Here is a 13,319-nt window from a genome sequence, read left to right on the forward strand (position 1 = left end):
CCGCTTGGGCACGCCCTGGCTCGGGATGGGCCTCAACGTAATCATCCTGTGATGATTCAGAACACCGCGCTTGACCTCTCTCCGGTTCTTTGCTCTGTACCTTCGCCGAGAAAAACGGGGGGCGGGTGGCAGAATGGCTCAAGTCGGGCATGACAATTCTTGTCAATCGGACTCGCGGTAAACTGGCAACGCCCAAAAGGGCCACGGCGCCAACAGGCTACCCGTACGATTGGACTATGTAGGGGTCGTGCCGTTTCTTGCAGCGCTAGTCGCCATGGACGACGTGCACCGGGACGGACGGGGTCGCGCCATTGCCGCCTTTGACTTCGAGTTTAGCGTCGCGAGGTAAGGAGTGCGGAGCCTCCCGAGCGCACCGCGCTTCGGTAGAAGCGGCCAATTAAATGTAAATACTTCTCATTACAGGCCATCCGATGGCAACGTACTTAGTTTCTACCACGTGGTAGAGCGGCCTAGTTTCAACGTTGAAACTAGGCTCTCGATTTGGTGAGCAGTAGAAATTTACTGCGAATTCTGACAACTACCCATATAGTCATGCGTCGTCAAATGGCGTCAGAGTAGAAAGAGCTGCGGGTCAGGCTTAAATTTGAACTCCAACCCCGTGATTTTCCGGCCGCCCTGCTTCGTCGGCGTCCACTCGATCAGCAGGCCATCCTTTCCGGTCAGTTCTGCAACCGCGGGATCGATCACGCGGCGCCGGAGTTGGCCAAAATCCTTAAGACAGCTAGGGGGAGCTTCCATTGCGTGGCAGAAATCGTCGAAACTAATTCGTACGAGGCCGGTATCACGGTACTGGACGAACATCTCCATTAGCCGCCATGAATAGACTGAGCGAAGCGCGGCGGTGTGTTTGAGTTTGTACGTCGTGAACTCCTTTCGCAGACCCAGCAGGAAGGGTGCGACTTCGGGCGAAAAATTCACTTCGACCCATCCTTCCCCGTGGTGGTAAGTGTTCCCCGACACCCAGCGATACTTTAGTTCCTTCTCGCCCCTCCGAGTCTGTTCTATGGTGCGAATGTACTTATTGAAAATCGACTCTGCCGCTTCCCGTAGCTGCACATAAGCCGTCGGTTGATCGATGCTGAAGGTCGCGGCGTAATCTTGCGCCGATAATTTGATCCGCCACCCCTGGTTAGGTCCTAGCGCGGCGGCGAGCTTACGTAACTCGACGGAATCGCTTTCAGCAATGGCTGCCGAGATTAGTCTCTTCTCGATCAGCTTCAAGCCTTGAGCCGCCCGTGTGAGTGCGTTGCTCATGTTGACGAACCGTTCCGACAGCGCCGTATCCGCCATGCCCGAAGCATGCACACTCTTTCTCGATTCAGCCATTTCGCACCTGTATTCTGACGTCATATCATCATGACAGTGAGCCGATTTTCTGTCAACAACTTGTAATGTCAGAATTAATGCCGGGAACAAACCTCCACGACGTCTTGCACGCGAGTGGGAATTTGTCAGAGTTAGCGATCCCAATAGCACCCGAGATATCCTCGTTCGACTGCAACTTCCCGAGAGTGGAATCTGTCGGAGTTGACTCTGCAATGGAGGCAGCGCGCAGACGCTCAGCCAACTTGAGTTTGAGTGGGAATTTGTCAGAGTTGACCCAGCAAGCGAGGCAGTTGTGCAACCGCCCCGGCATTTGAATTTGAGTGGGAATTTGTCAGAGTTCAACCTTGTGGATAACAGTGTAAAAACGACAGACTGGATGGGAAAATGTCAGATTTGGGTGGGAATTTGTCAGATGACCTCCCCGCAAACCCAATCCTGGCTTGGGTTTCAGCTCTTTACAAACCTCTACAAACCTATATACAAACAAGCGTGCGGAAACTCAAAGAGGAAACAAGTGCGTGCCTAAGGCGCGAGAGCAAACCCTCAACATAAAAACCACTTATCCAGACCATGGACGGCGCGCAAGCGCGCCGAGCGGCCAACTCAAATCGCCCACGTGCGCAGAACTTCAGCCTCGCATATACCCCACACTTCCCCTTCCTCTCTAACGCACACGGCAAGCTCCACGGCCACTAGCCATTGCGCTACCAAACAAAACCACCTGATTCGGCAAGCACATCGCGGTGCCGGGGCTACGGCCGTTCAGGACGTCCCTCCGGGCCATCCTGACCGCCCAAGCCGAGGGTAAAGCCCGGCCGGCGCGTCCCTTCGGGCCACACCGACCGGTCAACTCGGTACGTCCGGCTCCGCCGGACCCTCTCCCCGGCGATCAGGACTGTGGTCAACACTGCCCTAAAAGTTTTGCAGGAGAGGGAGTATCCCTGCCCTCAGGCTTGCATGCCAGGGCTGTTTTCCGGGCCATGGCAGCCCTGCCGGGTGCAGATGTGGGTGACCCTAGAGGCGCTTCCGTCCTACCGAGACGGACTTCGTGGAGGCCGTCAGCGTTGCCTTGCTGTCACTTCATCGCCTGCTTGTCGAGGCGAGCCATCTGCCGCTGATGTCTTCGAGTTCTTCGCGGGTGTCGAATTCAGCGATGTATCCAAACACCACGCCTTGGTCGTCCCTCGGGAAGAGTCGCATGAAGAAGTGGCCGCAGAAACACGGGCACGGCGGAATGCCGCAGCCGCCGTCCGGTGGGCTCAGCCAGGATTTACCGTCGACCGGTACGACAGCGCCGGCATCAATCTGGCCGTCTTCCGGCACATTGTCATATTGAATGGTTTCGAATCGCATGACTAAGGAAAATTACGTGTAGACGCCGCGGTCCATCCGCGCGAGTAGTGTAATGACCAGTTCCAAGCCTTCCGCTCTCTGTAGCAGATCCACAGGCCTGCACTGGTCAAGTCCGATCGCCGGCGTCGCAAGCCAGTGCTCCGCTGCGACACGAGACCCGAGTACGTCCGTCGCCTTTTTCGTCACGGCGGCGATCCGAAGCAGCCGGTCGCTCGCGTTGGTGTCCATGTCCAGATCTCCGTTCTGCACCGTTGCTTCGAATCTACACTAGGAGGCTACTTGGAAAGTAAGCGAGTGCAATTGCCGTTTTGCTTGACTTGGCACTCTCCCGGCGCCGACAGTCCTCGTGCTAACCTGTTTTATCAAACATGGCTGACCGGCCGCTCATCTCATTAAACAGGACGCACTTTTGCGACTGCCTTGAGATTCGTTCATGACTGTCTCCGACCTGATTGGAATCCTGCACGCTCTGCCCCTGAAGTGCGCCGGGCCGTAAAGGGCTACGAATTCGGGTTTAATGACGCTACCGGTGCAGTCATGCAGCCGATGGTCGTCAACGGCAACCATCGCGCGCGCTGGTCTCGGATTCAACCAATATTCCGGTCAGTTGCGGCGGCGACCTCGAGGCGCTAGGCGATGCGACTTTGTAAATGACGCGATCGAACAGGCTGTACTTATCACCTCCACTCGGAAGCGGTGACCTACATGACGGATTTGAATATCAAGGCCCTGAAGGGAATCGTCCGTGCGCCACGCCAGCCCATAAGTGTCGAAGCAATGGACGAGGCGATACAGGGCTCCTCCATGCACATCATCACTCTCGGCGTCTCGACCCTCGAGGAAATGGGCACTCGCTTTGTCGCGACCTGGCACGGCAAAGCGCAAGGCTCGTATATCTCGTTTTTGTCGCCGGAGCTGCTTTTTCGTACCCTCACGCCGGCACGATGGACCCTCATTCAGGCCGTCATCAGCGGCGGCCCGATTTCCGTTGATGAAATTACACGGCGCGTAAACCGCGCCAGTAAAACAGTGCATCGGGACGTGCGGGCGCTACTCAACGCGGGTGTTCTGGATGTCAATGCTAACGGTGCGGTGGTGTTTCCATATGACGCCGTGCATGTCGACTTCGTGCTGTCTGGCAGTGGCTCGGAGCGCGAGACGGCGCCATTAGAACGGCTGTGCGGCTCTGTACAACGTTATGATGACCCCACCGATCCCGTTGAATCGCGAGAGGTCAGGACATGCCGACGTTCGACGAAAAGGTAACCCATAACGACACCGGTTTCGGCCAAGCGGAGGTGTCCGCAGAAGCAATCGCACGAGCACTCGGCAAACTGGGATGGCACGTCGATCCCACGACCGAAGAGGGACGACTGCGGGCAGCCGAGTTTATAAACGACGCCCTGTCGGACCCGATGAAGATGGACAAAATTATCGCGGCACTCGATGCAGACGCGCCTTTGGTGTCGGACGACTCCCGCGATAACGCCACCAGTGATCCTGCGAAACGCTTTATTCCAAGAACGGGCGTGGGCGAGCCAACGCCGGCCGACTATTTCCTGATGGATGACGAACCCAGTCGGGGGCGCCTTCTCACGGCCCTCGAGACCGTCGGCCGCGCAAAAGCAATCAAAGGAATCTGAATCGATGACGTGGTCTCGATTGTTTGGAATAGTGACACTCGTGGTACTGGTCAGTGCGGCCAGCCTGGCAGGAATCGTCCTGAGCTTTGCGCTCCTGATGCGCTATTTGGGGTGGCAGACAGTGTGGAGCGGAATTTTCCCGTGGGCCACCGACCGGCTTGACATGATCACAACGTTCCTCGCCGGCGGGACCATCGCAGTATGCCTTTTGATGAAAAGACTTGCTCGCACACGTACCCGCATGCGGCTGTGATTTTCCGCTGACACACGCGGCTCATTACGAAAATCATGCGACCGACCTCGTTACCAGGACTACATTTATCGGGGCCCGCGCGTCAGGACTACGGCTATCGGGTCGCGCGATCGGCAGCCTGACGTTTCCCGGTGTGGGCGCACGCGGATACTGCGCAATACGAACGCCTGCAGGTCAAGACGTCCCGGTCGATCCGCCCAGTCGGTGACCGCGCCCCCGATTGCCAGTGTTACTTGAAACCCGCCGTGACGCGGGAGGAGCAGACCTGCGCGGACAGGCGAATGGAACGCATTATCACCATAGCCGTAGTCTTGATGAAGGTTACCGTCCCTTCTTATAAGGGCTTTTTTTGGCCGAATCAGCGGCTGGAGTGCGCCAGAACAGATCAACGCCACCACGGCAGTCGTTCAATCGCATAACCGTGGCGCAGTCGCACGTAGCCCGGCTCTCTAGGGGGGGCGCCTGTATTTTGATGCAGTTTACCGGGCTAGCGAACTCTAGCGCTGGTGCGGGTTTGCGAGGCGGCCCTATTTAAATATTCTTCTAAATCAAAGAGTTGCTGTTTGGGGGTTTGTCTCACCCCGCGCCGACGATTGCGTTCCGCGGCGCCTTTATGGGAAAGGCTTCCTGCTTCTCATGCAGTCGTGGTATGGACTGCGACAAGACAAGCGCGCGAGGTCGTTGATTTACATGATTGTGCGGTGCGGCTATTACGTTTTCATCCGAATCGTGAGCGCACCCCAAAACAGACGAACCATTTAACCGACGACCCCACAGGCGCGTATTAAATCCGTGTTCTAAGAATCGCGTCCGCGAATTCGACGAAACCAACTCCCCCTGGACCGCTGGTGACCCACGCGGGGGGAACGGGCAATTGTGGTAAGTAATCGACAATAGTGCTCACGCCCGCCGTATGTTTGAAGAAGCCGAACATCGGCCCATCGTTTGTTGAGTCGCCGGAATAAGCAACCAACTCAGTAGCGGCCTCAGCACTAATCCCAAAAGTTTCGGCAAGCACCCGGATCGACATCGACAACTTATCGTAGCCGCCAATCCAGCCTAGTACCCAAAGATTATTGATGGTCGCATCAGCCCCTGCGTCAACGAGTGCTTCGACAATCCGGTCATCCACGTCCGTTCCCGTGCGTTTGTAGGCAAGACTGGTTAGCCGAAACGCTTGATCGTCGGCCAGTCGAGCCTCAGGGACTGCCTCCTCGACGACCCCGGCGATCACCTGAAGTTGCTTCTGTATATCGGCAATGCTCCCCGGAGGATGCCAGTAAATTTGCTCGACGCTGTGGCTGTTGGGCTCACGCCTAAGAAAGAGGCCGCCATTCTCGGCAATCACGCCATCAACCGGCCACATGCGCGCCATCTGATCACACCACCCAGCAGGCGCGGCGGTAACAGGCACCACTCGAATGCCGCTTGCCTGCAACCGCTCGAGGGCCAGGTATGTGGCTGCGGCCAGACGACCCTTGTAGGTCAATGTCTCGTCCATGTCGGTAAGTACGAATTGGACCGTGGAAAACTGAAGGGGCGGCGCTAAAGACAATGTCTGCATGATCTTTTATCGAATGATTGCCCGCCAATTATGAGGGTCGACGCGAAAGTTGTTCTTCCTGTTTCTGGAATGTTTATCTGAAAGAGGGCTAAAGACAAGCTGAGAGACTCATCAGGCTGCTAACGACCACGTCCAAGGCGTCAACGGACGCGGTCGCGAATTCAACGACCTATTGTTTTTATTCAAAATCTTTTCGATATCGAACTCGCGCGCACAAAAACCAGTCCCATCAGGCATGAGCGATGTTTTCGTTGGAAATCCTAAAGAAGCTGACGTGCGCCTTTAAAGCTTTTGCCTGATCCACCAACGAACCTGCAGCCGCCGCCGCTTGTTCGACGAGTGCGGCGTTTTGCTGCGTCATCTCGTCCATCTGCGACACCGCCCGGTTGACTTGGTCGATCCCCGTAGCTTGCTCTGCGGAGGCCGAGGCAATTTCAGCCATCAGCTCAGCAACACTATCGATTGCGCCCGTCACTTGCGTCATCGCCGCGCCAGCCTGAAGGGCCTCGGTCGCTCCCGTCGTTACCGACGAACTGGTTGCCACAATCATTTCCTTAATCTCCTTTGCTGCCGAGGCACTTCGCTGTGCGAGCGTTCGAACTTCAGTTGCGACAACTGCGAATCCTCTGCCTTGCTCGCCGGCACGCGCCGCTTCAACGGCCGCGTTCAGCGCAAGAATATTGGTTTGAAACGCGATGCCTTCGATAACCGAGATGATGTCCGTCATTCTCTTTGACTCGGCTGAGAGCTTCGATATTGTTTCTGACACTCGGTTTACGTCATGGTTGCTGCTGTTCGCTGTGGCAGAGGCATCTGACGCGAGCGCTTTCGCGGAATCAGAATTTGCAGAGTTTTGCTTAACGGTCGCTGTTAGCTGCTCCATGCTGGCGGCAGTTTCCTGTAGCGACGCCGCTTGCTCCTCAGTTCGCTGCGAAAGATCCGTGTTTCCAACTGAGATTTGCGTCGACGCTGTCAGGATCGAATCCGACGCATCGTGAATGTGGCGTACGACCGCGCTCACCCGTTCGTTCATCGAAGCCAGTGCGCCGAGCAGACGCCCCGTCTCGTCTCTGCCGTGAATAGATACCCGAGCGGTGAGGTCTCCCGCAGCGACCGCCTCTGCGACACGTACCGCCTCACCTATGGGCTTGGTAATGCTGCGCGTGATGACCGTTGCAGAGATGATTGCTGCTAGCAGGGCTGCGACCGTGACGACGACCACAGACCATTCAGCGGTCTCAGCCAAACTACTGATTGCTGCGCCGCGCTCCACTGTCCGAGCGCTTTGCATTTCAATCATTGATTTAAGCGCCGCCGCAACTGCTTTGTCAGCACCCGCAACGGCTTTATCCCGCTGCTCAATCGAAGCCCCACCTTTGGTTAAGCCGGTCAATGTTTCCATCGATTGGCGGTAGTCGTTGACAGCGTCGGACGCTTTTTTCAGTTGCGCATCTTCCTGTGGCGTAACGTCTCCGAGCAGGCGAAACGATTTCATGGATTCGTCGATGTCCTGCATGTTTTCACGAAACTTCGCCTCGTAGGGGTCACCTCGAAGTACATAGTCCTTGTAGTTATGCACGCCATCGCCCAAGGCGGCTTGCGCGTGATTTGCAAGCTTTAGCTTTGCCATCGTGCGCGATTCGAACGAGCGCCATTCGCCCGTTATGGCGGTCACTTTCACGAACGCCGTTGCGCCTAAGGCAGCCGTGAGCAGGGCAGCGAAGGCGAACGCAATGCCAAGGCGGGCGCCAATTCTGAAATTTCTGAGCATTTTCATCTCTCGTAGAGTGATTGGCGTACCGAGGCAGCCTCGTAACCCTTGAACAATCTGAATCTTCCCCAGTATTACGGCGGCTGAAGCTACAACTTGACGGAGAAAATGAAAGCTCGTGCGCGCTAGTTTTTTTGAAAGCCCGTCACAGTCCGAGGCTTAGTTGGAAATCAACGATCCATGAAAAGTTCGTCGAAGCGCTCGGTCTCGAATGCTTCCACTGCGTCGGCGACATTCGCTCATTTGCCAGGCAGGCCGGCTCTTTGTGTGTACACCGTGCATGGGTCGGCACTCGTATAAATGCTTCAGCGCTATCCACTACCGCGAAGCTGGTGGCGGAAACGTCTCTTCGTTGCCTTGAAGCCGCAAACCTCGCAGCCGATCAGACCCCTCGTCGATGATCTGGCGATCAATGTAGTTAGCGCTCGGGAGTCGGGTCTTCGCGGATACTTCTGACCCGTCATGCTCGTTTGAAAGGCCCTGGTCGGTCCGCGAACATGACTGCCGTCAAGTCAGGGCATGTCCGCTTCCTGCACAGGATGAGAACGCAATTGTCGATGCCGGCTTCTTCGCCATAGTTGGGGATATGCCGGCGTGGCCGGTTCATCCATCCCTCTTGTCGATAATCTGATTTCCGCTTCGGTTGCGGTTCAGTCAATCTCGCCGTTCTCGACGTGCGTCGCTCGTACTATCCTCCCCATGGCCGCCAGTTGGCAGGTTGCCCGGCGGATTCTCCGACTCGTGACGCGGCGATTTCTTCCTGGTGAACAGCCGCCTTCCGATTCGATCGGCGCTGTCTCGCAGAGGAGTCCGCATGTACCAAGGCCACCAGGCAAGGTGGTAGAACAACAGGCACGCTCCCCGGTACCCCCGGAGCCACTTCCGACGGATTCCGTCTGTCGGGAAGCTTTCAAGTGGTCGGTGCCCCAGCGACATAACGCCGATCGTCATCCAGGCGACAGCAATTATCAGCGTTGGAAGCGACGAGGCGCACGCCGCGATGAACAGGACAAGCGGCAAGCAGATCTCAAGTGCCGAACGCGTTTTCATTCCCTGTTCTCCCCGACAAAGGCGGACTGACTTTTAGCTTACTCCACTGTGCGGAAAGGGAAGGACCAGATCCATCGACGCCCCTTGCCAGTAAGGCACCCCACAGCACGTCACTGGTTACTCAACGCACAACGGCAAAGCGCATGCTGCATAAACAAGCGACGGAGTTTCCTCCGGCCGCTCCGGCAGACCGGACATTTGCGCATGGTCCATAATCCACTTTTAAAACAGCAAGCGTGTGTCCTATAGGGGAGAGAATGAAAGCCAGGGCGACCATCATATGCATCCGGGACAGCAAAGTGCTGTTGGTCGCGCGCGAGCGGTCGCGGTGGTCGTTGCCCGGCGGCACCATAAAACGTTCCGAGTCGCCGCTGGACGCCGCCCGGCGCGAGCTGGAAGAAGAGACTTCGCTTGTTGGTGCTGAGGTCACCTACCTGTTCCAGTTTGGCGGCCTCAGCAAACGACATCTCGTTTTTTTCGTCGATCTTCCTCAGGACGCGTCCCCCGAACCGTGTAACGAAATCTCGAAGTGCAGGTGGTTCAGCCCGACCAAAATATCGACGCTCGTCACAAGCATACCGACCCGGGAAATCGTGGATCTCTTCCTTACGCACGAGAATCGCGGCGAAACGCTGTCGGTGGCCATCGACGACCCTGACGGGTCCGGAAACGGGACGGGCCAGACGCACGTCGCCGTCGCCGACACGGCTTCACGCCCGATTGAACACCAAGATATCAAGGGGTAATTTGTGATCGGTAATATCGAGCTTCTATCTCGCCTCGTCCTGGCGGCTCTACTTGGCAGCGTCATCGGCTTCGAGCGCGAAAGAATGAACTGGGCGGCAGGTTTGCGCACGCACATGCTTGTATGTGTCGGCGCAGCGTTGATGATGCTCGTCTCCGCGTTCGGATTTGCCGATGTGCTGGGAACGAAGAACGTCGTGCTCGATCCTTCCCGGGTCGCCGCCCAGGTAGTATCGGGCATTGGATTCCTCGGCGCGGGATCGATCCTGATGCGGGGCGAAATCGTGCGCGGGTTGACGACCGCCGCCAGCCTCTGGTCGGTCGCAGGAATCGGTTTGGCGGTCGGTGGTGGGATGTACACCGCAGCCATCGGAGCGACGGTCATCATCTTTATCATTCTTGCCGGGGTGAAGCCGCTCGAACGTCGCTTCATTTCGGTCAAACAGCAGCGCAATATAACCCTAGTGGTCGAACGCGGCAGCGTCTCACTCGACAGTATTCATAACGCTCTGGGTACGGGAAGTGTTCGAGTGAAGCAGTTCATCGTCCAGCAATCCGACGACGCCCCTGAACTCGACGAGGTGCAGGTCGGGCTATCACGCGCGACAGACAGCGAGTTCGCGACGATCCGTACACGGCTGGCAGCAATGTCGGGTGTCCGTGAATGCCGGAATGGCAGTTAGAAACGGAGTAGGCCATGACGCGTACATACGAATATCACGGCTATACCCTGGTTGTGGCGGTCGAATCCGACTTAAGCTGGGGGAAGGCTGACGGAACTCCGGCGCGCGTGGGCTACGTGGCAATAGTCAGAATCTTCCAGGCAGGTAATTCCATCGCGGTATTTTCACCGCTGCGCTTCGGTGAGACTGGCGGTTGCCTGTTTGCGACAGAAGCAGACGCATTGATGGGCGGTTACAGCGCTGCGCGGCGAATTGTCGATGATCTTTTCAATCAAGAGAGTCGATAGCGTCCGAGCGCTAATCGGCGAACTAGCGTGACTGGCGGTGGCTTAACAATGTCCGTAGCAGTCGAGGTTTTGAGACCCTCCGTTTGCTTGAATTGAAGCCCGCTTATGAGGCGCCTGTATTTCGATGCAGTTTACTGGGCTAGCGACCTCTAACGCTGGTGTGGGTTTGCGTGGCGGCCCTATTTAAATATCTCACTAAATCAAAGAGTTGCTGTTTGGGTGTTTGTCTCGCTCCCCGCCGACGATTGTCGGTTGCCGCGCAGATTTTGTGTCGCTACGCTGGTCGGCCCATATCACGCTCGCGGAGAAAACGCGATGGAGCACTGGCAACTAGCGTATCTCGGCATGCGGCAGATCCCGGACGAACTCAACGAGTTCGAGCTTGCCACGTTCTTCACGTTCTCCCGCAAAGAGCGGGGGTTGATCGACGCCCGACGCACTGATCTTTATCGGCTCGGAGTTGGGCTGCATATCGGCTTTGTGCGCATGACGGGACGCACGCTCGACGCATACAAACAGATTCCGAAGGCCCTGTGGAGTCACCTTGGCGAGCAACTGGGTGTCGATCCGCCCGAGCTCGGTACGCTACGTTCCTTGTACGATGGGCGCACCGACACACTTGTTGACCATCAGATGCTGGCCTACCAAGTACTCGGCTTCGGTCCGATGGCTGAGCATCAACGCCGCTATGTCGTGCGCTGGCTCAAGGAGCGTCTGTCTGGTCGCCCTGAGCGCGGCCAACTGTTGCATGAGTTGAAGCGGTGGCTGTACGAGCACCGCATTCTGATTGCTCATGATCGATTGCTCAAGCGGTTGATCGTACAGGCCGTCCAGGGCGTCGAAGTCGCGCTGACCGATACGCTGGCACGCGCCTTTGGCGCGTCGACGCTGGATGATTGGGGACACCTCCTTCCGCGGCCCGATGGAGAGCACGGGAGCCTGCAACACTGGCTGTGGGCCGTTCCTCTACGCAACTCGACTCATCAGATGGGCGAGATATTCACCAAGATCGATCGACTGTATGCAATCGGCGTTCATTCCCGCTGGCCGGCGAACTGCAACGACGCGTTGGTGCGCCACTACGCGAGACGCTGTGCGAACCGGCCGCCGTCGGTAAGCAACCGGATTGAAACGCAGTCGCGCCGACTGGAAGCCGCATGCTTCATGCGCTATGCGTTGTGTGCCGCATCCGACCAGTTGTTGGGAATGTTGCGCCACTGGATTCAGAAAGCGGTCAACGATGCCACTCGAGACATCGACGCCGCGCGCCCGGACTTGAAGGCACGTATCCGGGATTTCGCGGCTGCGGTAAAGGCAGTTGCACTCGACGGAACCCTGTCTCGCGACGAACTCAGTAACAAGGTGTGTGCGCTTGCCGATCAAGCGCTCGATGTGCGGCCGCCGAGTCGCCGGAGCCTCGTCCGTGCGCATCTCATGGCGAAGCGCGGACAAGCGCGCGCGATGCTCGCCAAAATAGTCCGTCTGCCCTTTGAAGCGCAGACCGCTCATCCGGTGACCGATGCGTTGCAGGTATTGCGTGGGCTGTACGCGCGCAAGGCGTACACGCTACCGGACCGCGTCACGATCCGACTCGGGCGCGCATGGCGGGAAGCGATCGACGGCTACGACCGGTACAAGGCCCTGTCAGCATTCGAATGGGCGACGCTGTTTGCCCTGAGGGTCGCGTTGCGTAACGGGTCAGTCTTTGTCGACCACAGCTTCGCATTTCGCAGTCAAGCTCGGATGCTGATCCCGTACGACGACTGGAGCGCGAAGCGCAACCATTACTATGGTCATCTGAAACTGCCACAAGACGCGAAGGAATTCCTTGAACCGTTGATCAGGCATCTCGATCATGGACTTGCGGTGCTGCGCGACGCGACCGTGCGCGGCGACGTGCGAATCGACACCGCCGTGCATCTCGATGCTTTATCGGCACAGGGCAAAGACGCCGCAGTGGAGCCGTTGCGCCGGGCGATCTTTGCCTCGCACCCAGGCGGCCAACTGCCAGAAATCATTCTCGAGATCGACAGCGCGACGCGCTTCAGTTGGTTGCTGCTCGGACGGGAGCCACGTTCACGCAGCGAGCTGCTTCTCGTGTATGCGGCGGTCCTGGCGCACGGCACTTCGTTGTCCGCTGCGGATATCTCGCGAATGGTGCCAGAATTGTCGCCCGCCGCAATCCGGCAAATGATGAACCGAATCGCCGATGAACGAAAACTACGTCAAGCTGCCGACGCAGTGCTGGAATTCATGCTTCGCCACCCGATCGCCGCGCACTGGGGTCGTGCCGATCTGGCGTCGTCCGATATGATGTCGCTAGAGACAACGCGTACGGTCTGGCAGGCTCGGGCCGACCCGCGTCGGCGCACCGCGTCGATCGGCATGTACACGCATGTGATGGACCGCTGGGGGATCTTCTACGATCAACCCATCATCCTTAACGAGCGGCAAGCAGGCGCAGCGATCGAAGGCGTCGTTCGACAAAGCGGAACGAGGGACGTGGCGCAACTCGCCGTGGACACCCATGGGTTTGTTGTTACATGGACATTGTCATCATTCCGCCACCGGAATGAGGCATACAGCAAACAACAGGATGACCGTTTGGCTGGCAGGCCCGCGCA

General features: G+C 57.5%; 10 protein-coding genes and 1 pseudogene. 6 read left to right on the forward strand and 5 right to left on the reverse strand.

All coding sequences use genetic code 11. The features are described 5' to 3' along the window. Positions 1-570 precede the first annotated feature (570 nt). The 3 genes from ABH944_RS44080 to ABH944_RS44090 all read right to left on the reverse strand — a co-directional run bounded on the left by ABH944_RS44080 (position 571) and on the right by ABH944_RS44090 (position 2,928). Positions 571-1,347: a replication initiation protein gene (locus ABH944_RS44080; RefSeq protein WP_404615664.1), complete on the reverse strand. Its 777-nt coding sequence runs from the start codon at positions 1,345-1,347 to the stop codon at positions 571-573. 1,080 nt (positions 1,348-2,427) lie between these two features. Continuing rightward, positions 2,428-2,700, reverse strand: coding sequence for a hypothetical protein (locus tag ABH944_RS44085; RefSeq protein ID WP_404615662.1), 273 nt, complete (start codon positions 2,698-2,700; stop codon positions 2,428-2,430). A gap of 12 nt (positions 2,701-2,712) precedes the next feature. Further along, positions 2,713-2,928 carry an antitoxin Xre/MbcA/ParS toxin-binding domain-containing protein gene (locus ABH944_RS44090; RefSeq protein WP_404615660.1) on the reverse strand — a complete coding sequence of 72 codons (216 nt, stop codon included), beginning with the start codon at positions 2,926-2,928 and terminating at the stop codon, positions 2,713-2,715. Between the two features lie 477 nt (positions 2,929-3,405). Between ABH944_RS44090 and ABH944_RS44095 the strand changes: the two genes are divergently transcribed. Together ABH944_RS44095 and ABH944_RS44100 are read left to right on the forward strand one after the other, a co-directional pair. Continuing rightward, a complete protein-coding gene (locus ABH944_RS44095) occupies positions 3,406-3,966 on the forward strand; it encodes an HVO_A0114 family putative DNA-binding protein (RefSeq protein WP_404615658.1) in 561 nt (186 codons plus the stop codon). Then, positions 3,942-4,343 (forward strand): hypothetical protein, encoded by a 402-nt coding sequence (locus tag ABH944_RS44100; protein ID WP_404615657.1) that lies wholly within the window; start codon positions 3,942-3,944, stop codon positions 4,341-4,343. Before ABH944_RS44095 ends, ABH944_RS44100 begins: the two co-directional genes overlap by 25 nt. Before the next feature lie 1,037 nt (positions 4,344-5,380). Here the strand turns inward: ABH944_RS44100 and ABH944_RS44105 are convergent. After that, on the reverse strand, positions 5,381-6,160 hold the full coding sequence (locus ABH944_RS44105) for an HAD-IIB family hydrolase (RefSeq protein ID WP_404615655.1): 780 nt from the start codon (positions 6,158-6,160) through the stop codon (positions 5,381-5,383). Between the two features lie 229 nt (positions 6,161-6,389). Beyond that, positions 6,390-7,937: a methyl-accepting chemotaxis protein gene (locus ABH944_RS44110; RefSeq protein WP_404615653.1), complete on the reverse strand. Its 1,548-nt coding sequence runs from the start codon at positions 7,935-7,937 to the stop codon at positions 6,390-6,392. A 1,301-nt stretch (positions 7,938-9,238) separates the two neighbouring features. On the opposite strand from ABH944_RS44110, the pseudogene ABH944_RS44115 reads away from it, so the two are divergent. From ABH944_RS44115 to ABH944_RS44130, 4 genes and pseudogenes are all read left to right on the forward strand, one after another. After that, positions 9,239-9,598: pseudogene (locus ABH944_RS44115) on the forward strand (NUDIX hydrolase); the annotation flags it as partial. Between the two features lie 132 nt (positions 9,599-9,730). After that, positions 9,731-10,408 (forward strand): MgtC/SapB family protein, encoded by a 678-nt coding sequence (locus ABH944_RS44120; RefSeq protein WP_062084914.1) that lies wholly within the window; start codon positions 9,731-9,733, stop codon positions 10,406-10,408. 14 nt (positions 10,409-10,422) lie between these two features. Beyond that, entirely contained in the window at positions 10,423-10,695 is a 273-nt protein-coding gene (locus ABH944_RS44125; RefSeq protein WP_404615650.1) for a hypothetical protein, read from the forward strand. A 315-nt stretch (positions 10,696-11,010) separates the two neighbouring features. After that, on the forward strand, positions 11,011-13,319 hold a 2,309-nt coding region (locus ABH944_RS44130; protein WP_404615648.1), incomplete at its 3' end, for a Tn3 family transposase.

The sequence above is a fragment of the Caballeronia udeis genome (assembly GCF_044909315.1).
Classification (GTDB): domain Bacteria; phylum Pseudomonadota; class Gammaproteobacteria; order Burkholderiales; family Burkholderiaceae; genus Caballeronia; species Caballeronia udeis_A.

Excerpts from the sequence above, each read along its gene's own strand:
- ABH944_RS44110 (WP_404615653.1), bottom strand. The coding sequence starts at position 7,937 with ATGAAAATGCTCAGAAATTTCAGAATTGGCGCCCGCCTTGGCATTGCG.
- ABH944_RS44085 (WP_404615662.1), bottom strand. The coding sequence starts at position 2,700 with ATGCGATTCGAAACCATTCAATATGACAATGTGCCGGAAGACGGCCAG.
- ABH944_RS44080 (WP_404615664.1), bottom strand. The coding sequence starts at position 1,347 with ATGGCTGAATCGAGAAAGAGTGTGCATGCTTCGGGCATGGCGGATACG.
- ABH944_RS44090 (WP_404615660.1), bottom strand. The coding sequence starts at position 2,928 with ATGGACACCAACGCGAGCGACCGGCTGCTTCGGATCGCCGCCGTGACG.
- ABH944_RS44100 (WP_404615657.1), top strand. The coding sequence starts at position 3,942 with ATGCCGACGTTCGACGAAAAGGTAACCCATAACGACACCGGTTTCGGC.
- ABH944_RS44105 (WP_404615655.1), bottom strand. The coding sequence starts at position 6,160 with ATGCAGACATTGTCTTTAGCGCCGCCCCTTCAGTTTTCCACGGTCCAA.
- ABH944_RS44125 (WP_404615650.1), top strand. The coding sequence starts at position 10,423 with ATGACGCGTACATACGAATATCACGGCTATACCCTGGTTGTGGCGGTC.
- ABH944_RS44095 (WP_404615658.1), top strand. The coding sequence starts at position 3,406 with ATGACGGATTTGAATATCAAGGCCCTGAAGGGAATCGTCCGTGCGCCA.